Annotated in this window: 17 protein-coding genes and 4 pseudogenes; 11 read left to right on the top strand and 10 right to left on the bottom strand. The window is 71.8% G+C overall.

What is annotated here, in order from left to right; all coding sequences use genetic code 11:
- A pseudogene (locus tag B9S58_RS39785) lies at positions 1 to 754 on the bottom strand (IS3 family transposase); the annotation flags it as partial.
- 222 nt (positions 755 to 976) lie between these two features.
- On the opposite strand from B9S58_RS39785, the gene thpR reads away from it, so the two are divergent.
- Positions 977 to 1,606, top strand: a complete 630-nt coding sequence (thpR, locus tag B9S58_RS33890) for an RNA 2',3'-cyclic phosphodiesterase (RefSeq protein ID WP_103535712.1) — start codon at positions 977 to 979, stop codon at positions 1,604 to 1,606.
- Between the two features lie 28 nt (positions 1,607 to 1,634).
- Here the strand turns inward: thpR and B9S58_RS33885 are convergent.
- Positions 1,635 to 2,036, bottom strand: a pseudogene (locus B9S58_RS33885) (hypothetical protein); the annotation flags it as partial.
- On the opposite strand from B9S58_RS33885, the pseudogene B9S58_RS33880 reads away from it, so the two are divergent.
- Both B9S58_RS33880 and B9S58_RS33875 read left to right on the top strand, forming a co-directional pair.
- Positions 2,028 to 3,090: pseudogene (locus B9S58_RS33880) on the top strand (MFS transporter); the annotation flags it as partial. The pseudogenes B9S58_RS33885 and B9S58_RS33880 sit on opposite strands and share 9 nt — an antisense overlap.
- Positions 3,091 to 3,125: 35 nt before the next feature.
- Positions 3,126 to 3,662, top strand: coding sequence for a TetR/AcrR family transcriptional regulator (locus B9S58_RS33875; RefSeq protein WP_103535710.1), 537 nt, complete (start codon positions 3,126 to 3,128; stop codon positions 3,660 to 3,662).
- On the opposite strand, the gene B9S58_RS33870 is transcribed toward B9S58_RS33875, so the two are convergent.
- On the bottom strand, positions 3,656 to 4,144 hold the full coding sequence (locus B9S58_RS33870; protein ID WP_103535709.1) for a MarR family winged helix-turn-helix transcriptional regulator: 489 nt from the start codon (positions 4,142 to 4,144) through the stop codon (positions 3,656 to 3,658). The two genes, B9S58_RS33875 and B9S58_RS33870, sit on opposite strands and share 7 nt — an antisense overlap.
- 112 nt (positions 4,145 to 4,256) lie before the next feature.
- Between B9S58_RS33870 and B9S58_RS33865 the strand changes: the two genes are divergently transcribed.
- Entirely contained in the window at positions 4,257 to 4,667 is a 411-nt protein-coding gene (locus B9S58_RS33865; protein WP_103535708.1) for an Ohr family peroxiredoxin, read from the top strand.
- 124 nt (positions 4,668 to 4,791) lie between these two features.
- Here the strand turns inward: B9S58_RS33865 and B9S58_RS33860 are convergent, their stop codons facing one another.
- Positions 4,792 to 6,339 carry a S9 family peptidase gene (locus B9S58_RS33860; RefSeq protein WP_103535707.1) on the bottom strand — a complete coding sequence of 516 codons (1,548 nt, stop codon included), beginning with the start codon at positions 6,337 to 6,339 and terminating at the stop codon, positions 4,792 to 4,794.
- 92 nt (positions 6,340 to 6,431) lie between these two features.
- On the opposite strand from B9S58_RS33860, the gene B9S58_RS33855 reads away from it, so the two are divergent.
- The 3 genes from B9S58_RS33855 (at position 6,432) to B9S58_RS33845 (ending at position 8,175) form a co-directional block, all read left to right on the top strand.
- Positions 6,432 to 7,523: a MerR family transcriptional regulator gene (locus B9S58_RS33855; protein WP_103535706.1), complete on the top strand. Its 1,092-nt coding sequence runs from the start codon at positions 6,432 to 6,434 to the stop codon at positions 7,521 to 7,523.
- A gap of 87 nt (positions 7,524 to 7,610) precedes the next feature.
- Positions 7,611 to 7,997, top strand: coding sequence for a hypothetical protein (locus tag B9S58_RS37665; protein ID WP_181009547.1), 387 nt, complete (start codon positions 7,611 to 7,613; stop codon positions 7,995 to 7,997).
- Positions 7,963 to 8,175 (top strand): hypothetical protein, encoded by a 213-nt coding sequence (locus B9S58_RS33845; protein ID WP_103535705.1) that lies wholly within the window; start codon positions 7,963 to 7,965, stop codon positions 8,173 to 8,175. The genes B9S58_RS37665 and B9S58_RS33845 overlap by 35 nt, the downstream gene beginning before the upstream one ends.
- 32 nt (positions 8,176 to 8,207) lie before the next feature.
- Here B9S58_RS33845 and B9S58_RS39780 read toward each other — a convergent pair.
- A pseudogene (locus B9S58_RS39780) lies at positions 8,208 to 8,484 on the bottom strand (polyketide cyclase); the annotation flags it as partial.
- Positions 8,485 to 8,883: 399 nt separating this feature from the next.
- Here B9S58_RS39780 and B9S58_RS33835 point away from each other — a divergent pair.
- Together B9S58_RS33835 and B9S58_RS33830 are read left to right on the top strand one after the other, a co-directional pair.
- Complete coding sequence (locus B9S58_RS33835; protein ID WP_181009548.1) at positions 8,884 to 11,097, top strand: AAA family ATPase; 2,214 nt, start codon at positions 8,884 to 8,886, stop codon at positions 11,095 to 11,097.
- 89 nt (positions 11,098 to 11,186) lie between these two features.
- Entirely contained in the window at positions 11,187 to 12,308 is a 1,122-nt protein-coding gene (locus B9S58_RS33830) for an AI-2E family transporter (protein WP_103535703.1), read from the top strand.
- A 210-nt stretch (positions 12,309 to 12,518) separates the two neighbouring features.
- Here B9S58_RS33830 and B9S58_RS33825 read toward each other — a convergent pair whose 3' ends face one another.
- Positions 12,519 to 13,559: an NAD(P)-dependent alcohol dehydrogenase gene (locus B9S58_RS33825; protein ID WP_103535702.1), complete on the bottom strand. Its 1,041-nt coding sequence runs from the start codon at positions 13,557 to 13,559 to the stop codon at positions 12,519 to 12,521.
- A 161-nt stretch (positions 13,560 to 13,720) separates the two neighbouring features.
- On the opposite strand from B9S58_RS33825, the gene B9S58_RS33820 reads away from it, so the two are divergent.
- On the top strand, positions 13,721 to 14,650 hold the full coding sequence (locus B9S58_RS33820) for a helix-turn-helix domain-containing protein (RefSeq protein ID WP_181009546.1): 930 nt from the start codon (positions 13,721 to 13,723) through the stop codon (positions 14,648 to 14,650).
- Here B9S58_RS33820 and B9S58_RS33815 read toward each other — a convergent pair.
- The 4 genes from B9S58_RS33815 to B9S58_RS33800 all read right to left on the bottom strand — a co-directional run bounded on the left by B9S58_RS33815 (position 14,613) and on the right by B9S58_RS33800 (position 18,079).
- Positions 14,613 to 15,044 carry a hypothetical protein gene (locus B9S58_RS33815; protein ID WP_103535722.1) on the bottom strand — a complete coding sequence of 144 codons (432 nt, stop codon included), beginning with the start codon at positions 15,042 to 15,044 and terminating at the stop codon, positions 14,613 to 14,615. The two genes, B9S58_RS33820 and B9S58_RS33815, sit on opposite strands and share 38 nt — an antisense overlap.
- Before the next feature lie 200 nt (positions 15,045 to 15,244).
- A complete protein-coding gene (locus B9S58_RS33810; RefSeq protein WP_103535700.1) occupies positions 15,245 to 15,955 on the bottom strand; it encodes a ScbR family autoregulator-binding transcription factor in 711 nt (236 codons plus the stop codon).
- 296 nt (positions 15,956 to 16,251) lie between these two features.
- The gene (locus B9S58_RS33805; protein WP_103535699.1) at positions 16,252 to 17,121 is read right to left on the bottom strand and encodes an NAD(P)H-binding protein; all 870 of its coding nucleotides are present in this window, start codon (positions 17,119 to 17,121) and stop codon (positions 16,252 to 16,254) included.
- Between the two features lie 13 nt (positions 17,122 to 17,134).
- Positions 17,135 to 18,079: a ScbA/BarX family gamma-butyrolactone biosynthesis protein gene (locus tag B9S58_RS33800; protein WP_103535698.1), complete on the bottom strand. Its 945-nt coding sequence runs from the start codon at positions 18,077 to 18,079 to the stop codon at positions 17,135 to 17,137.
- A gap of 156 nt (positions 18,080 to 18,235) precedes the next feature.
- Between B9S58_RS33800 and B9S58_RS33795 the strand changes: the two genes are divergently transcribed.
- The gene (locus B9S58_RS33795) at positions 18,236 to 18,874 is read left to right on the top strand and encodes a ScbR family autoregulator-binding transcription factor (RefSeq protein WP_103535697.1); all 639 of its coding nucleotides are present in this window, start codon (positions 18,236 to 18,238) and stop codon (positions 18,872 to 18,874) included.
- The last annotated feature ends 100 nt before the right edge of the window (positions 18,875 to 18,974 follow it).

The raw sequence follows: 18,974 nt of genomic DNA, 5'->3' as shown, positions 1-18,974 counted from the left end.
CCGACGTACTTCGTGTTCGGCGCACTCGCGGTGAAGTCACGATCCAACAGATCCGGCACCGGCGTGGCGGACGGTTCGGGCACCGTGGTGACCTGGCGCTTGCGCAGCCGCAGCCCGGCGATACCGAACTTCCGCATCACCCGCCCGACACGTTTGTGGTTCACGTGCTCACCGTCCTCGCGCAGCTCGGCGGTGATCCTCGGGCGGCCGTAGGTTCCGTCCCACTCGGTGTGCACGGCCCTGATCCGCTCGGCGAGAGCGGCGTCGGCCCGCTCGCGTGTGGCACGGGCCTCGCGGCCCGCCCGCCACTTGTAGAAACTGGAGCGCGCGACCTCCAGCACGTGACACAACCGCTTCACGCCCCAGGCGCGGTGGTGGTCCTCGATGAACTGGAAGCGGTTGATCACCAGGTCATCTCTTGTGCGAAAAACTTCGTCGCCTTGCGGAGAATGTCACGTTCGGTGGCGAGCTTGTGCATCTCCTTGCGCGCTGCCGCCAGCTCCCGGCGCAGGGCCTCGCTCTCGACCTGAAGCTCTTCGGCCGTCGGCGGGGAATCCACCGTGCTCATCTCCGTGCTCGTGCTCGTCCTGCTGCCACCGCCGTGGCGGGCCCGTTCAGCCCGTACCCAGTTACGCAGCGTCTCGCGGCTGATCCCCAGATCCTTGCCGATGCCCTCGAAGGTGTGGCTCGGGTCCGACAGGTACAGCGCGACAGCGTCCGCCTTGAACTCGGGCGAGTAGACCTTCATCACCATAAGAGATCCCTCCTACCCGGCCCCTGCCGGGCTCAGAGGTGTCCACCACTCGGGGACAAGGCCCCCCGAGCCGGTGGACGAGTCGTTGCCGGGCGGTCGCGGCCATTCCCGCAGCGCACGGCCTCTGCCGCTTCGCGCCACACGGTACGGCGGCGGCCCGCCCGAGTCCGTCGTCGGCCCCGCGTTGCGGCGGGGGCATGGCCGGCGCGTACGGTACGGCAGGTGAACGAACCGCTCGAAGCCGTGACCGGCACCTCTGCGGACGGACCCGTCCGGGCTACGACGACCCGCGTGTTCCTGGCGCTCGCCCCGCCCGACGACGCGAAGGAAGAGCTGGTGCAGGCGCTGCGTCCGGCCTACGACGCGTACCCTCGCATGCGGTGGAACCGTATCGAGGACTGGCACATCACCCTGGCTTTCCTCGGCGAGCTGCCGGTCACCGCTGTGCCGCCCCTGATGCCTCCGCTCTCCGGGCTCGCGGCGCGGCAACAGACCCTGCGGCTGGAGCTGCACGGCGGCGGGCACTTCGACGAGCGGGTGCTGTGGGCCGGGGTCACGGGGGACCTCGAAGGACTGCACCGCCTCGCCACCGACGTACGCACCCTTGTCAGGGAATTCGGTGTTCCCTTCCCGGACCGGCCCCTCCGGCCTCATCTGACCCTGGCCCGGTCCCGCCGGGGCGATCACGCGGCCACGGTGGAGGCCGCCGCCGGGCTCGCCGCGTTCGCCGGCCGGAGCTGGGAGGCCGGGCGCCTCCATCTGGTCGGCAGCAACATCGGCCGTGGCCCGGGGCCGATCCACTACCGCGACATCGATGCCTGGGACTTCCGCCGCGGGGCCGCCGGAAACTGAGTTCCGGGATGCAGCGTGCCGCCCCGGGTCACGCGCTCTCGTGCCGTGCGGGCCGGTCGTGCGTCAGCAGGAACTCGGTCGCCCGGGCGATGGCCTCGGCGGACGTGCCGTGGACAGCCTCCGACTCGTCCTCCTGCAGGTCCGCGCCCGTGGCGGTGTACCACCAGGCGTCGGCGCCCGGATCGTGGTGGATGACGGCGTCGCCGCCCGCGTAGTGGAGCGGGATGGACTCGCTGGCGGATTTCCTGGGCACCGCGTGAGGCCACTTGAGGCGGGCCGACTGGCGTTTGATGTCGCCCCGGGCCGCGCCGAGCTGCGCGTAACTGGATCCGCCACGTCCGGCGACGGTGGCCGCACGCTCGGCCAGCCGGTCGACGGACCTCTTCGCCTCGTAGAGCGACCGCAGCATCGCCAGCTGCACATCGGGCGCGTCATCAGCGGGATCCTGCTGCAGCACTTCTGGTGGGGGTCGGTCTTCATCATCAACATCCCCGTCGTCGTCGCGGCGATCGTGGCCACGCCCGCCCTCGCTCCCCCGAACGCCCCGGCCCCCTCCAAGCAGTGGGACCTCGCCTCCTCGCTCCTGGCGCTCGTCGCCCTGGTCGGCCTCGTCATGGCGATCAAGGAGACGGCGAAGATCGACCCCGCTCCGGCGGTCATCGCCGCCGCCGTCCTCGCCGGCCGCGGCCGGCGGGTGGGCGTTCGCCCGACGCCAGCGTCGGCTGCCCCACCCCCTGCTGGACTTCGCGATCTTCCGCAACCGGGCCTTCCTCGCGGGGGTGCTGGCCGCCGGATTCGCCCTGTTCGCCATCGCCGGCGTCCAGCTCGTCACCACCCAGCGCTTCCAGCTCGTGGAGGGCTTCACGCCGCTGCGGGCCGGATTCCTCGTCGCGGCCGTCGCCGTCGGCGCGTTCCCCACGGCGATACTCGGGGGCGCGGTCCTCCACCGCGTCGGCCTGCTGCCGCTCATCACCGGAGGCCTCGCCCTGGGGACCGCAGGCACCGTGCTGGTCCTGATGAACTTCGCCACCAGCACGGGCCTCCTCGTCACCGGACTGATCGTCACCGGCAGCGGCCTCGGCGCGGCCATGTCCGTCGCCTCCAGCGCGATCATGGGCAATGTTGCGGCCCGCAGGGCGGGCATGGCCTCGTCCGTCGAGGAGGTCTCCTACGAGTTCGGCGGCCTGGTCGCGGTCGCCCTCCTCGGCAGCCTGCTGACCGCCGTGTACTCCGCGACCATCGACCTCCCCGCCGGGGTGCCCGACCGGGCGCGCGACAGTCTCGACAGCGCGCTCGCACTGGCCGGCGAGGGGGCACGGACCAACACCCCGCTGATCACCGCCGCGTCCGAGGCGTTCGACGGCGCGTATCTCGCCGTGATGATCGTGGTCGCCGCCGCCCTCGCCGTCGGCGCCCTGGTGACCGGCATCCTGCTGCGCCACCACGGCCCCGGCTCGGCGGTGTCCGGCCCCGAACACCACTGAGCTCCGCACGCCACCGGCCCGACGACACGGGAGCGATGCGAACCAGTAAACGAACCCAGATCCTCGAAGCCGCCACCCGGGTCGTGCGGCACGAAGGCGTCAAGAGCGTCACCTTCGACTCCGTCGCCGCGGAAGGCGGACTGACGACGGGCGGCCTCCTCTACCACTTCGCCTCGTGCGACGACCTCGTCCAGGCGATCCACCAGCACCTGGCCGACCGGTGGGAGGCCGACCTTGTCGCGGCGGCGGGGAAGCCCGCTGCCGAGGCCACCCGGGACGAACGGCTGGCCGCCTACACCCGGGTCGCCGTCCAGAGCGCCACTCGGGCGGAGCTGCTGCTCATGCTCGAAGGATCGACGAACACGGCACACACGGCCGTCTGGGAAGCCGTGACGGAACGGGGGACACCGTCCCCGGCGTCGGCGGCCGACGACCCGGCCGCGCTCGACCCGTTCACCATCCGCCTCGCGGCCGACGGCCTGTGGCTCTACGAATCCCTCACCTCCGAACGACTGGACCCCGCCACGCGGCGGGCCGTCGCCGAGCGCATCGCCGACGCCCTGGATCAGTAGGCGTCTGCAGCCTCGCCCAGGGCGGCGGTGAGGCGTCCCAGGACATCCTGCAACCCGAGGACCTCGTCCAGGGACAGGCCGGTGGCGGCCAGCACGCCGCGGGGAACGGTCAGCGCACGGTCACGCAGTCGGGCGCCCTCGTCGGTCAGGTCGATCAGGACGGAGCGTTCGTCCTCGCGGCTGCGTTCGCGCCGGACCAGCCCGGCCGCCTCCAGTCGCTTCAGCAGCGGCGAGAGGGTCCCGGAGTCCAGCTGAAGACGCTCCCCGATGGCCTTGACCGGCTGCGGGCCGTGCTCCCACAGGACCAGCATGACCAGGTACTGCGAGTAGGTGAGACCGAGGCCCTTCAGCGCCTGCCGGTAGTAGCCGCCGAAGGCTCGCGACGCGGCGTGCAGCGAGAAGCAGACCTGGTGGTCCAGCCGCAGCAGTTCCGCGTCGGGGACCGCCGGGAGTTCGGGCGAGGCGCTCGGAGCAGTGGTCATGGAACCAGCGTACCGCCGACCATGTTATTAAGTTGTGCACAATTCAATTGTGTGCAATCTTTATGGCCGTGGCCGCGACCATCCCGGTCGGGGCTCCAGAGAAGGGTCACCCATGGACGCGTTGTACACCGCCGCCGCCACCGCCAACGGGCGCGAGGGCCGTGCCGTGAGCTCGGACGGCCGGATCGACCTGCCCCTCGCCATGCCCCCGGCTCTCGGCGGCAACGGCCAGGGCACCAACCCCGAGCAGCTCTTCGCCGCCGGCTACGCGGCCTGTTTCGCCAGCGCGATGGCCGCGGTCGGTCGCGAGATGAAGGTCGACACCAAGGACGCCTCCGTGACCGCCGAGGTCTCCATCGGCAAGGAGGGCGGCGGCTTCGGGCTCGCGGTGGTCATGCGTGTGGAGCTGCCGGACTCCCTCGCGGGCGAGGCCGGGCAGAAGCTGGTCGAGGCCACTCACGCCTACTGCCCGTACTCCAAGGCCACGCGGGGCAACATCGACGTCGAACTGGTCATCGAGTAGACGCCGCCTTCCGCTCCGCGCCCAGCGCGATCCCACCGTTTTCGCCCGGCGGGGGCCGGCCGAGAGTGCCTTCGGCCGGCCTTTCCGCTCATCGAGGTGTCACCCCCTTCACCCGCTTGAGATGTCACGCCTTCAAGCGGGCCAGGACCGAGCCCACCGCGCGGTGCACGGCCTCGCGCGCCTCGTCGGTCGGGTCGAGCGTCTCGAAGCCGTGGCGTCCGTCCAGTACGTCGATGACCTCGACGTTCGCTCCGCAGCGGGCGGCCTCGGTCAGGAACTCCTCGACGGTCGCGGCGATCTCGGCGATCTCGCGCCCCGCGCGGACCAGCACGACGGGCAGCTGATCCGCGCGGGAGACCGCCCGGACCGGATGGAAGCGGGCGTCGGCCAGTCCCCAGCTCGGCAGCGGCGAGAGGATCGGGTAGTTCGCCGCCACGCAGCGCAGCCACGCCGGGGGCTTCGTCAGCCAGTCCGCCGCGAGAGGGCCCCCGCCCGAGAAGAACCACAGGGCGACCCGTTCCTCGTCCACCCGCGGATCGGCGCGCACCCGCTCCACCGCGTCGGCCACGTCGGCCGCGGCCGGCTCGTAGTCGGTCACGGCGTGCAGGCGGTGGTCGAGCGTCACGCCCACGGCTCCCTGACCGGCGACGTGGCGCGCGTATCCCGTCAGGGTCGGCCAGTCCCGGGGCGTGGGCCGTGCCTCGGCGGGCACCGGACCGCCGTGCACGAACACCACGGCCGGGTGCGGCCCCGGGCCGTCCGGCAGATACAGGTCGGTGTTCCCGGTCCGTTCACGGGGCCGTTCGGGTACGTCGAGGAGGAACGGCCGCAGATGGGCCGGCGGGTGTGAGGCATCGGCCGAGATCAGCCTGTGGCCCCCGCCGGACGCGGCCTCGATCAGGGTCGCGGCCAGTTCGGCGGGGCAGGACAGCATCGGCCAGTGCCCCGTGGGCAGTTCGAAGAAGGCCACCCGCGCGTCGGCCAGTGCCCGGAGAGCGGGATCGCCGACGTCCACCATGATCTGCAACATCTCGATACCCGGTCCGTTGCCGGTGCACAGCACCCCGGTCACGGGCACCGCCGCCACGGCGCCGGTGAGCCGCAGCGGCTGGAGCAGGGTACCCAGCGGCTGCGGCGCCGCGAGGGCGGCGAGCCCGTCGAGCGCCGCCTCCGAGAGACCCGCGGTGCTCCCCCAGCGGGACCAGGCGTCCCGGGCCGGCGGCGGCAGCTCACCGCCGGTGGCCTGCTCACCGCTTCCGGCGGCGCGCTCCGCAACCTCCGCGCGCAGGCGCCCGTCGGGTACGGCGGCCAGGGCGGGGACGCCGTCCCTCGGCATCCCGGCGTCCAGGTGGACGATCCGGGCGATCGACCGGGCCCGCCGGTCGGCCGCGCCGAGCGCCGGGTGGATGCCGTAGTCGTGACCGACGAGCACGATCTCCCGGCCGGGCTCCGCCGCCACCGAGTCGACGACCGCGAGCACGTCCGCGATATGCGTCTCCAGGTCGATGTCCCCGCCGGGGTCACCCGGACCACCGGGGTCGCCGGGGCGTCCACCGAGTCCGGTGAGCGCCGCAACGCGCACCTCGGCGCCGTCCGCCGTCAGCCGCGCGGCGGTGTCCCGCCACACGTGCGGGCCGGTGAACGCCCCGGCCACCAGGATGAATACGGTCATGGTCCCTCCTCGTCACTGTGTCTCCGCGCACCGGCCCGATCCCCCGGCAGCGCTCGCCGGTACCGTAGGAACTCCCCCTGGTGGAGGTTCAAGTGTTCTCGTCGTACGACGGCTTGTGCACCATCGGTGAACTGGCCGGACACGCGGGCGTCAGTGTCAAGACCGTCCGTTTCTACTCGGACCGCGGACTGCTGCCGGAAGCCTCCCGCAGCGCCGGCGGGCACCGGAGGTACGCCCCGGACGCCGTGGAGCGACTGGCCATGATCCGCTCCCTGCGCGGCCTCGACCTGCCGATTCTCGAAGTGCGCCGCATCCTCGACCAGCAGGACGAGGGGAACGGGGCCGGGGCGGAAGGTGCGGGCGGCGCGTTGGAGGATGCCGTGGCCGGCCGGTTGCGCACCCTGGGGTCCGAGCTCGCGGCGCTGCGCTGGCGGGAGGCCGCGCTCAGGCTGGTGCAGGAGTGCCCGCCAGCCGAACGGCCCGGCCGGCTGCGGCTGGTCGGGGCGGTCGCAGCCCCGCCGAGCACCGCCTCGCTGGCCCGTTTCTGGCGTGCCTGGCTGCCGCCCCGGATGCCCGCCCGCTCCGTCTCCGCGTTCCTGGAGGCGGCGGTGCCGCACCCGCCCGACGACCCCCGGCCGGCCCAGGTCCTCGCCTTCGCCCGGCTGCACGCCTTCGTGACCCGTCCGTGCGACGACGGGGGCGACGGGTCCTGCCAGCCTCAGGCGCACGGCGTCACGGGGGCACGCGCGCCGGCCGTGCTGTACGCGGGTCTTGCCGCGGCGTACGACCTGGCGGGCTGGGAACTGCGCCGTGGTGCGGTGCCCGCTCCCGGTGAGGCGCTGGACGGATTCGTGGACGCGTACGCGAGCACGTACGGCACCCACGACACTCCCGCATTCCGGCGCCTGCTGGCCGGCCGGCTCGCGGCCGATCCGCGCATCGACCGGTACTGGGATCTGACGGCCGAGGTGATCAGCGCTCCGGTCGGCCGCCCCGAACCGACCCCGGGGTCGGCGCACGACTGGCTTCTGGCGGCGCTGGGCGTCCAGTTGGAGGTGGCGGACGGCCCCGGCGGTGCGCGGGACGGGTGTGCCGTTACGGGAAGCGGGTCCGCCGGTGCGGGGCAGGATTCCGCCGCCCCCTCACCCGCACCGGACGGGGCGCAGGCCGTCTCACCCCGGTGAACGGGACGGTTGGCGCTCCGCGACCGCTCCGTGCGGGAACTCCCGCAGGGTCGGGGCCGCCGGGAACGGCGCGTCGGGCAGGGCCACGTGCACGGGCCGACGCAGCGCGGTCGTGAGGGGGCGCAGGACGAGTTCGCCGGGACCGCCCACTCCGTGCGGACCGTCAGCGCGCTCGCCCGGTTCGCGCCGCGGGCCATCACCCTGCTGGTGGTCGCCCTGATCGTCGCACCGGTGTGGATCAGGTCGGGCCCCGCGCTGCTCAAGGGCGTCGTGGCCGCGTCCGTGCCGCTCATCCCGTTCGGCCTGCGGCTTGGGTCTCTCGTCACGCCGCCGGCTGCCGGGCCGAAATCAGCGCAACCGGGCGCGCCGGACCCCGCCCTCGTCCGAGGCGGCCTCATATGCTTCGCCTTCTGCCTGTTCGCCCGCTTCAGGAGGTCCCGTGCCGGCCCGCACCATGTACTGCTACACGTGTGATTCCGATGAGCAGCACCGCTCCCTCACCGCCGACGAGAAGACCTGGCTCCGGGGCCGGACGGGCCGCCGGAGCGTCGACGAGTTCTTCATGTGCCGGGCGCCGAGCTGCCGCAACGTGCGCAGCGGCTTCAACAAGCACCCCTTCGACCCCGTCATCCGCGTCCCCCTGGCGGACTGACGTCGGCTCAGGGTGCTTTGACGGCTCCCTGTGATGCACTGTCCGAACGCCGGGACGTCCTTGCGTGCCGCGCTTCCCGCGAAGCCGACCAGCAGCTTGCCGACGCCGTGGCCCTCCAGGACGTTGAAGAGCTTCACCTGGGTGCCGCCGTCCGGCGTGGCCGCGGTGATGGGGTTCTTGGACGGTTGCCAGCGGATACGGGTCGGACCGTTCGGTGAGTTCTCGATGCGCTGCACCCGTGGGCTGGGCTCGGGGTCGTGCTCACCGTCCGCCAGGTGGGGCGAAGACCTCTTCGGTGGGCCGGTCGATGCCGACCGTGGCTTCGCACCGTGTGCTCGTGGCTCTCTCCGGTCTGCCGGGGAGCGGAACCTCGCCCGATTCCGTACGAGGCAGTGCTCCGCCTCGGCGGATTCCGTGCTCCGGCCGGAAGGGTGAGGTGGTTCCACGTCATGACGACGGCACGCGCGGGAGATGCGACGGGAGCGGCCACCGGCGGGGGGACGGCCGTGCTCAGCGCCTCGTCGCGGCCGCCACGTTCGGGACGTGGCCGTCGGGCGCGAAGAATCCCCGGACCGTAATTGCGGTCCGGGGATTGTCCCGCGTATATTGGATTCTTCTGCGCTCATGCAGAAAGGCCCCGCTCGGGGGCCTTATGAGTACGAATATATCTGGCGGGGAGCCGTTTTGTCAAACCGGGAATGCGACGAATTGCGGGAAGAGCAGGAATTCATCGATCGGCTCCATGCCCGGGTCGACGCCCTGCGCGGAGTGGCGGCCGACGGTGTCGAGCACGCGCTGACGCCGGTCGGGACGGGCCAGCAGGCACGGCTGGAGCGCGACATCCTGGTAGCGGAGCGCTCGGGGCTGCTCGCCGCGCTCAACGCGGTGGACGGCTCCCTGTGTTTCGGTCGCATCGACCGCGCCGACGGGCTCGCGCACCATATCGGCCGTATCGGGATCCGTGAGGACGACACCGAGCACACTCCTGTTCTGATCGACTGGCGTGCGCCGGTGGCCCGTCCTTTCTATCTCGCCACGGGGCACACGCCGATGGGGCTGCGCCGACGCCGGCACATCACCACCGAGGGCCGCACGGTAACCGAGCTCCATGACGAGATCCTGGATCTCGGGGACCGCGACCGCACCGGATTCGAGGATCCGAACGGTGACGCCGTGCTGCTCGCGGCGCTCAACTCCGCGCGCACCGGGCGCATGGGCGACATCGTGCGGACCATCCAGGCCGAGCAGGACGGCATCATCCGGGCCCCGCACCGCGGCGTCCTCGTAGTCGAGGGCGGCCCCGGCACCGGCAAGACGGCCGTCGCGCTGCACCGGGCCGCCTTCCTGCTGTACGAGCACCGCGAGCTGCTCGCCAAGCGCGCCGTGCTCATCGTGGGCCCCAACCCGGCGTTCCTGCGCTACATCGCGGAGGTGCTGCCCGGGCTCGGCGAGACCGGGGTGCTGCTCGCCACGCAGGCCGAGCTGTTCCCCGGTGTTCACGCCACCGGTACGGACATCCCGCGCGCCGCCGCCGTCAAGGGCGGCGAGCCGATGGCCGAGGCCCTCACCCTGGCCGTACGCGACCGGCAGCGGCTGCCGGAGCCCGGCGCGGCGATGGTGATCCCGCACGAGGACGGCGGGGATCTGATCCTGGACTGGGAGATCGCCTACGAGGCCCGGCAGGCGGCCCGGGACACCCGCCTGCCGCACAATCTCGCCCGCCCCCACTTCGTCTTCCGCGTCATCGACGCGCTCACCGCGCAGCTCGTCGAGCGCATCGGCGCGGACCCCTACGGCGGGCCCAACTTCCTCGGCCCCGACGACATGTCCCAGCTGGGCCGGGACGTCGCGCTGAGCAAGGAGGTGCACGCGGCCGTGGACGAGCTGTGGCCGCCGCTGACCCCTCAGGGGTTCCTCGCCGACTATCTGGCCGACCCGGTGTACGTACCGGAGGAGGACGCCGACGCGATCCGCCGCCCGGCGGACGCCGGGGCGTGGACCCCGGCCGACGTACCGCTGCTCGACGAGGCAGCCGAGTTGCTCGGCATCGACGACAGCGCTCAGAGGGCGGCCGCCGAGGCCGCCCGTCAGGAGCGGGTCGGCTACGCGCAGGGCGTGCTGGAACTCTCGCGCGGCTCGGAGAGCTACGAGTTCGAGGACGAGGAGTCCGAGGTCCTCGCCGCCCACGACATCGTCGACGCCGAGCGGATGGCGGAGCGGCACGAGGAGGCCGACCACCGCACCGCCGCCGAGCGGGCCGCCGAGGACCGCACGTGGGCGTTCGGGCACATCATCGTCGACGAGGCGCAGGAGCTTTCGCCGATGGCGTGGCGGCTGCTGATGCGCCGGGCGCCGGCCCGCTCGCTGACCCTGGTCGGCGACCCGGCCCAGACCTCGGAGGAGGCGGGCGTCGGGTCCTGGGAGAACATTCTCCGGCCGTACGTCGGGGACCGCTTCGAGCACGTCACGCTGGAGGTCAACTACCGTACGCCCGCGGAGATCATGGAGCTGGCCGCCGGGGTCCTGCGGGAGAAGGACCCCTCGTTCACCACCCCCGTCTCCGTGCGGTCGACCGGCGAGAAGCCGTGGAAGCGGGACGCCGGGGAGGACCTGGCGGGCGCGGTGGCCGGGGCCGTCGTCGAGCTGACGCCCCGGGAGGGACGGCTCGCGGTGATCGCGCCGCGTGCGCTGCACGAGGAGATCGCCGCGCCGCTGGACGGGGTCACGGCAGGTGAGGCCCCCGACCTCACGCACCCGGTGGTGCTGCTGGATCCGCGCCAGGCCAAGGGCCTTGAGTTCGACCATGTGCTGGTCGTGGAGCCCGCCCGGTTCGGCACGAGCGATCTGTACGTGGCACTCACCCGTGCCACGCAGCGGCTGGGCATCGTCCACCGGGAGGAACTGCCCCCGGCGTTGCGCTGACGGGACCGGCGGGCCGCCCTCCTCGCGGTCGGCGTCGGCGGGCCGCGGGAGTGGCCGGAACACGGTTGTCGAACCCATAGGGTGACGCCATGTCTTCGCCATTGAGTTCGACAAAGACCACGGCCGCTCTCCGCACGTCGGCACGGGTCTCCGCAGAGGTGCTGCTGGTGCTCGTGGCGGCAGCGGTCGCGCTGTGGGTGCTGGGCCGGATGTGGTCGGTCGTATGGCCGCTGATAGTCGGTTTGTTCCTCACGACGCTGACCTGGCCGCTCGCCCGCTTCCTGCGCCGGCACGGCTGGCGGCCCGCGCTCGCCGCGTCGGTGGTGACGGTGTTCGCCCTGTTCGCGGGGGCGGGCATCGTGGCGCTGATCGCGGTGCCGGTGGCAGACCAGTCCGGGGAACTGGCCGACCGGGTGGTCGAGGGCATCGACAAGCTCCGCGCGTGGGCGGCCGGTCCGCCGCTGAACATCGGCGACGACCAGATCACCGGTGCCCTCGACACCGCGACCGCCCGGCTGCAGGACAGCGTCGGCAGTGTGGTCACCACCGCCGTCACCGGGGTGAGCACCGTGGTCAACGGACTGGTCACGGCGGTTCTGGCGATCTTCCTGATGTTCTTCTTCCTCAAGGACGGCCCGCGGTTCCTTCCGTGGCTCACCCGTCAGCTTCCCGGCAGGCTCGCCACCGACATCCCCGAGGTGGCCTCCCGCAGTTGGGACACCCTCGGCGCGTTCGTACGCTCGCAGGCGTTCGTCGGTCTGCTGGACGCGGTCTTCATCGGGATCGGTCTGTGGATCCTGGGAGTACCGCTGGTTCTGCCGCTGGCGGTGCTGACCTTCGTGTGCGCGTTCGTGCCGATCGTGGGGGCGCTGTTCGCCGGATTCGTGGCGGTGGTCATCGCGTTGGTCTCGAACGGGCCGATGGACGCCCTGATCGTGCTGGCGATCATCGTCGTGGTGCAGCAGTTGGAGGGCAATGTGTTCCAGCCCATGATCCAGGGCCGGGGGCTGGGTCTGCACGCGGCGACGATCCTGCTCGCGGTGACGCTGGGCGGCAGCCTGGCCGGTGTGGTGGGCAGCCTGCTCGCCGTGCCGGTGGCCGCGCTGCTCGCGGTGGCCTGGAACTACCTTCGCGAGCAGCTCGTGGAGGAGCCGCGGGATCCGGTGTCCGGGCCCGAGGATCTGCCCGGCGATTCACCCGTACCGTCATAGCGGGCGTCCCGTCCAGGACGGCCTCGGGAGGAGTCCGCCGGGAGCGGCCGCGCGCCCCGGAGCCGCGCGGCACGGTAGGTGGTCAGGCGCTGGCGTGCGGCGTGCCGGTGCGCAGCCGTACGGGCCAAACATGGGAAGGCGTCCGCCCCGGGCACCTGCGGTGACCGGGGCGGAGGCGTGCGCCAAGGGGATCGCCGGGCGGGCGACGGCTCAGATCGTCGCCGTGTCGATGACGAAGCGGTAGCGGACGTCGCTCGCGAGAACCCGCTCGTACGCCTCGTTGACCTGGCTCGCGCCGATCACCTCGATCTCGGCGCCGAGCCCGTGCACGGCGCAGAAGTCCAGCATCTCCTGGGTCTCTTCGATCCCGCCGATCGCCGAACCCGCGATCGATTTGTTGCCCAGGATCAGGGAGAAGAGGTTCAGCGAGATCGCCTCCTCGGGGGCGCCCACGTTGACCAGGGTGCCGTCGGTCCGCAGCAGACCGAGGTAGCCGCCGAAGTCCAGCGGGGCCGAGACCGTGGAGAGGATGACGTCGAAGGAGCCTGCCAGCTCCTCGAAGGTCTGCGGATCGCTGGTCGCGTAGTAGTGGTCGGCGCCGAGCTTGAGCCCGTCGTCCTTCTTCCGCAGCGACTGGGAGAGGACCGTTACCTCGGCGCCGAGCGCGTGCGCGATCTTGACGGCCATGTGGCCGAGACCGCCGAGGCCGACGACGGCGACCTTCTTGCCGGGGCCCGCGCCCCAGCGCTTGAGCGGGGAGTACGTGGTGATGCCCGCGCAAAGGAGCGGCGCGGCCTCGTCGAGGGCGATGCCCTCGGGGATGGAGAGGGCGAACGCCTCGGTCACGACGATGTGCGTCGAGTAGCCGCCGTGGGTGGGCTCGCCACCGCGGTCGAGAGCGTTGTACGTCTGGGTGTTCCCCTCGACGCAGTGCTGCTCGCGGCCCGTCCGGCAGGCGTCGCACTGCCCGCAGGAGTCGACCATGCAACCGACACCGACCCGGTCGCCGACCTTGAACCGGGTGACACCGGAGCCGGTCTCGGCGACGATCCCGGCGATCTCGTGGCCGGGCACCATCGGGAAGATGCCCTCGCCCCAGCCGTCGCGGGCCTGGTGGATGTCGGAATGGCAGATTCCGGCGAACTTGATGTCGATCAGGATGTCGAACTCGCCCACCGGGCGACGCTCGATCGTGGTGCGCTCCAGCGGGGCCTTGGCACGGGGAGCGGCGTAGGCGGCAACGGTGGTCATGCCGGAGGTTCTCCTCTGGTGATGCGGTAGGAACGTCTGCCAGCATCACGCCGCGACGGATGTTTACCCAGGTCACCGCTTTGCCTACGTCCAGCGGTCCTACTACTGACGGGGACAGGCTCCGGCGCGTACGACCAGGAAACACAGGAATAATGGAAACCATGGACGATCAGTCAGAGGCCGCCGCCCCCGAGCCGCTGGACCGGCGGGCCGAGCTCAGCGAGTTCCTGCGCACCCGGAGGGCCAGGCTCCAGCCGCAGGACGTGGGGCTGCCGGACTTCGGCCGGCACCGCCGGGTGCCCGGTCTGCGCCGGGAGGAGCTGGCGCAGCTGGCCGGGGTGTCCGTGGCGTACTACACGCGCCTGGAGCAGGGCAACGGGCGCAACGTGTCGGCCGAGGTGCTCGACTCGATCGCGCGTGCGCTGCGGCTCACCGACGCCGAGCACGCGCATCTCACCCACCTGGCCAGGCCCGCACGGCACAAGAAGAAGCGCCGGCCGGCCAGGGCGCAGCGGGTGCGGACCGGGCTGCTGTATCTCCTCGACAGCATGGACGGCGTCCCCGCATACGTGACCGGGGCCCGCTCCGACATCCTCGTGTGGAATCCGATGGCGGCCGCGGTGTTCGGCGACTGGGGCGCGCTGCCGCCTGGCGAGCGCAACTGGGCGCGGCTCGTGTTCCTCTCCCCCGCCTACCGGGACCTGTTCATGGACAGGGACTCCAAGGCCTCGGACATGGTCAGCTATCTGCGGCTGTACGCGGGCTGCCATCCCGACGACCCGGAGCTGTCGGCGCTGGTGGGCGAACTCTCGGTCAAGAGCGACGAGTTCCGTCGGCTGTGGGCCACGCACAACGTCAAGGAGAAGGGCCACGGCATCAAGCTGCTGCGACATCCGCTCGCCGGGGACCTGACCCTGTCGTACGAGACGCTGAACCTCCCGGACGACGAGGAGCAGCATCTGGTGACCTACCACGCGGAGCCGGGCTCGGAGTCCGCCCAGGCCCTGCGCCTGCTGGCGAGCTGGGGAGCCGACGCGGGCCGGGCGGACGTGATCAGCGGCGCGGCGCGGGGTCCGGCCGACGAACGATGAAGACGAACTCCTGGCCGGGCCGGTCGGGTGCGTCGCGCACCTCGCGCACGGCGAACCCCAGTGCCGTCAGGTCCGCCTCGGCCGCCTGACGCTCACGGAACCGCAGGGTGGAGTCGGAGGTGAGGACCTGCCCGCCGGCCGCGAGCACGTAGCTCCAGCGGAACGGCACGAGCGGCCCGGCGACCTCGAAACCGCGATCCGCCAGCGTCAGAGCGAACACACCCGTACCGCAGCCTATGTCCAGCACCCGCCGCGCGCCGAACTCCTCGACGAGGCGGACGTACGGGTCCAGGTCGCCCCGGTCGGGATCGAGTGGACCGTAGAGAGCGGCCGGCCGGGGATCCACGAAAATCTCGTCGGCCTTGCGGCGTGTGGTACCGGGCCCGAGAGGCATCCGCCCCGCCGGGGCTGCGGTTGTTCGGGCGGGGCCGGGTTCGGTCGCCGGGCGGGCCGGGTCGTGGTCCTCGGTCTCGCCGTCGGCGCCCGCCTTTCCGCCGGTGACGGCGGAGCCGACGAGGAAGTCAATGACGTACGGGTCGAGCGCGAGGCCGGCTTCGGTGGCGCTCATGCCGTACGCCACCTGCGGGCGGCCGGTCAGTTGACCTCTGCCACCTTCGCCTCCACGTCCGCCGTCACCTCCGCCTGGCCGACGGCGAACGCCGCGAGCGTGGGAGTTCGGGTCGACGGCGCCGTACCCGTGCCGGCCGGGTCCATGTGCGGCAGGGTCCCGGCGGCGGCGAGCCGGGGCAGCAGCAACTGCCAGAAGCCGGTGAGCATGCGCGGGGACAGCCACGTGGGATCGTGCCGGCCGAGCACCTCGAACCCGGCCGTCGCGGCGACCGTGGCGGCCGCCGCGTCCTCGCGGGAGACGTCTTCGGCGAGCGCTCCGGCGGCGGCCGCCTCCTCCAGCAGTTCACGCACGCGGTGGTGCCATTCCAGCCTCAGGTCCGGGGCGGTGGCTCTCTCGCCGTCGCAGCTCAGCCGAAATCCGGCCCGGCTCACCGGGTCCTCGCGCAGCCGTTCGGCGAGAGCGTGCGAGCTGTCGACGAGTGCCTGCAGGGCGGTGTCCGTCCTGCGCCGGATCGCGCCGGACATGTCGCGCAGCCCTCGGGACGCCTCCGCCACCACCGCTTCCGCGACCGCGGCCTTGTTCTCGAAGTGGAAGTGCAGCGCGCCCGTGCTGACGCCCGCGCCGGAACTGATCAGCGTCAGCCGAGCCTGCGCGTAGCCGTGCTGCTCGAAGACGGTGGCGGCGGAGTGGATCAGCGCCTGGCGGGTCCGGGTGGCCCGCTCCTGTTTGGTCACCCGGGCCTCCCCGCGGGGGAGACGTGCCCGGATACGGGACTGGAAAGGGAGCCGGCTCCGTTCGAGGGCTCCCCGCCGGAGCAGCGTGACGGCGTCATGGAGTTATCAAACCAACTTACCGGTTTCATTTCCAGGGAACAGAAGAATACGGCGGAGGCTTCTGCGCCCCTTTCCGGCCTCGCCTTCTCCACGCCCACGGAACCGGACCCGAAAAGAGGAAAGGCGCACTGTCGCACTTGTTCGAGGCCCGAAAGGACTGACGTGCCGCGCTCACCCGTGAACGCGCCCTACTCGCCCTACTCGCCTGCGGAACGGCGGAAATCCACCGCGAAGGCGTCAGCGTGATCGGCCGCCCAGATACGGAACGGCCTCGCCGGACGGCCCGTCAGTTCCCGGACCGTGGGCACCACGGCCGCCTTCGCACCCACCCGCTGCCGCTCGGCACTCTCCAGGAAGGCCTCCGCGACAGGCCGCGGGTACTTCGCCAGCAGGGCCGTGCGCGCGGCGTCCACGCCCAGCTCCTCGAAGCGCAACGGCCGCCCCAACAGCCGGGAGAGCTCGGCCGTCTGCTCCCGCGCGGTGATCGCCTCCGGACCCGACACGGCGTACGCCCTGCCCTCGTGTCCCGTACCGGTGAGAACGGCGACGGCCGCCGCCGCGACGTCGCGCGGGTCGACGCACGCGACCGGGGCATCGCCGTACAGGGCGCGCACCGCTCCCGCCGACCGGATGCCCGGTGCCCAGGACCGCGTGTTGGACATGAACGTCCTGGGGCGGACGAACGTCCACGGAACCCCGGACTCCCTGACGGCCTGTTCGTTCTCCCGCTGACGCCGGGTGATGAAGTCGTCGGCGCCCGGCTCCTCCACCGCCATCATGGACAGCTTGACCAGGTGACGGACGCCCGCCGCGGCCGCGGCCGCGGCGACCCGCTCGTCGTCGGGCTCCGTGGGGCTGTTCGTCACCAGGAACACCGAGGTGACGTCCCGCAGGGCCCGGTCGAGGGCGGGGCGGTCCCCGTATTCTCCCTCGACGACCTCGACCTCGCCTCCCCGTACCGTCAGCCGCTCGGGACGGCGCGCGAGAATCCGCACGGGGCCCGCCGCCGCCAGCTGTCCGGCGACCTCGCGGCCCACCGCTCCGGTCGCACCCGTCACGAGAATCACTCGACCAAACCTCTCAGCCGTCGGCCCGCGGGCCGGACAGGACCGTGGAGAACACCGGCTCGCCGTCCTGATGACCTGTCACCTGGACCGACACCGTATCCTCGGCCGCCCCCGGCAGGACCGCCGCCCCGATCCAGCACGGGCTGCCGAACTCGGCGTACCGGTGGAACCGGGTACTCGCCTCCACCGGAACGACTCCGCCGGGACCCGCCGCCAGGCAGGCCGCCTGGCGGGCCGCCTCCAGCAGCAGCATGCCCGGGACGTGGTCGTTGGGACGCTGGAACAGCGTCGGATGCCGGGTGTCCACGCGCAGTTCCCACAGCCCGTCCCGGCCGGTCTCCGACAGCACCACGTCCTCGGTCCTGCTCCGGCCCGCCCGGGCGGCGCAGACGGGTGCCGCCTCCGGTATCGATATCCCCTCGGCGGGGGCCTCGCCGCGCATCCGCCGGTACACCTTGGGGTTGGTGAAGCGGGTCGCGCCGGCACCCGTCGCCGCCAAATCCCCGTCGCGGTACACCGCCCAGCCCACACGCCCCTGCACGGGCAGTCCGCCCCGCCACTTCAGGTCGGAGCAGAACACCTCCACGTCGATCTCGGTGGGGGCGCCGCCGACACCCAGGTGGTCCTGGTGGCACACGTAGTCCAGGTCCGCCATAAGGAAGTGATAGCCCAGCGGGACGCCGTACCCGGCGTGGAAGGAGAGCATGGCCGCCTGCCGCATCGCTTCCGCGACCAGCAGCGGGTCGTGCCGGTCGCCGCCCACCGGGGCGAAGAACGGATGATCGTCCGGCAGGGTCGCCGCCACCGAGAACCGATCGTGCGCCAGGCGCACCCAGTTACGCGGAAAAGCGTCCTCCGACCTGGTCCGGTGCACCATGTCGATCCCCACGGGATGCACCACCTCGGCCTCCGAATCCGTAGCCGGCACCGGATCGGTCAAGACTGCTGCTTCGGGCATAACTCCCCCCAGGGGTCATGTGATGGCGAGCCATTCCTGCGATGCACGTGCGCTGATAAGATACAGACTAAGCGGTTTTTTTTCTATCCCCGGCAGGGCCGTCCCCCCACAACGTCCCGGCCGTTTCCCGGGCCCTCGCCCAGCAAAGGAGACAGGATGGCCAAGCAGGACCGGGCGATCCGCACCCGCCGGACCATCCTGATGGCAGCGGCGCAGGCCTTCGAGAAATACGGCTACCAAGCCGCGACGATCACCGAAATACTCAAAAGCTCCGGCGTCACCAAAGGAGCTCTCTACTTCCACTTTCCGTCCAAGGAAGATCTCGCACTGGGTGTTCTCGATGCCCAGGAGCCGCCCCAGGCCGTTCCGGACCAGGCTCTCAAACTCCAGCAACTCATCGACCTGGGGATGCTGTTCAGCCACCGCCTGCAGACCAGCCTCCTCGCCCGCGCGGGCGTCCGCCTCTCCATGGACCAGCAGGCCCAGGGCCTCGACCGCAGCGGTCCGTTCATCCGCTGGCAGGAAGCCACCCATCACCTCCTCGCCCAGGCCAAGCTCCAGGGCGAGCTACTCCCCCACGTCAACCCCACCGAGACGGCGGACCTGTACGTGGCCGCCTTCGCGGGAACGCAGGCGGTCTCCCAGACTCTCACCGACTACCGGGACCTGCAGCGCCGCCACATCACACTGCAGCAGCACATACTCCCCAGTATCGCCACGCCCTCCATCCTCACCGCCCTCGATCTGACACCGGAGCGCGCCGAGCGGCTCAGCCTCCTGCCCCCCATCGGCTGAACCGGCCGGGAGCGGGGCACATGCCGTCGCCCGCGTCCGGTCGCGGGTCGCGGCCGTGCCGCCGTCCGCCGGACCGGGCACCCGCGGCATACTGCCCTGC

Origin of the sequence: Streptomyces sp. SM11 (genome assembly GCF_002910905.1) — a bacterium.
In the GTDB taxonomy this organism is placed as follows: domain Bacteria; phylum Actinomycetota; class Actinomycetes; order Streptomycetales; family Streptomycetaceae; genus Streptomyces.
This window is presented reverse-complemented; position numbering and strand designations above follow the sequence as displayed.

Bases quoted from the DNA above. Each gene is read 5' to 3' on its own strand.
- B9S58_RS33875 (WP_103535710.1), top strand. From the start codon at position 3,126: ATGCGAACCAGTAAACGAACCCAGATCCTCGAAGCCGCCACCCGGGTC.
- B9S58_RS33870 (WP_103535709.1), bottom strand. From the start codon at position 4,144: ATGACCACTGCTCCGAGCGCCTCGCCCGAACTCCCGGCGGTCCCCGAC.
- B9S58_RS33865 (WP_103535708.1), top strand. From the start codon at position 4,257: ATGGACGCGTTGTACACCGCCGCCGCCACCGCCAACGGGCGCGAGGGC.
- B9S58_RS33860 (WP_103535707.1), bottom strand. From the start codon at position 6,339: ATGACCGTATTCATCCTGGTGGCCGGGGCGTTCACCGGCCCGCACGTG.
- B9S58_RS33830 (WP_103535703.1), top strand. From the start codon at position 11,187: ATGTCTTCGCCATTGAGTTCGACAAAGACCACGGCCGCTCTCCGCACG.
- B9S58_RS33825 (WP_103535702.1), bottom strand. From the start codon at position 13,559: ATGACCACCGTTGCCGCCTACGCCGCTCCCCGTGCCAAGGCCCCGCTG.
- B9S58_RS33820 (WP_181009546.1), top strand. From the start codon at position 13,721: ATGGACGATCAGTCAGAGGCCGCCGCCCCCGAGCCGCTGGACCGGCGG.
- B9S58_RS33815 (WP_103535722.1), bottom strand. From the start codon at position 15,044: ATGCCTCTCGGGCCCGGTACCACACGCCGCAAGGCCGACGAGATTTTC.
- B9S58_RS33800 (WP_103535698.1), bottom strand. From the start codon at position 18,079: ATGCCCGAAGCAGCAGTCTTGACCGATCCGGTGCCGGCTACGGATTCG.
- B9S58_RS33795 (WP_103535697.1), top strand. From the start codon at position 18,236: ATGGCCAAGCAGGACCGGGCGATCCGCACCCGCCGGACCATCCTGATG.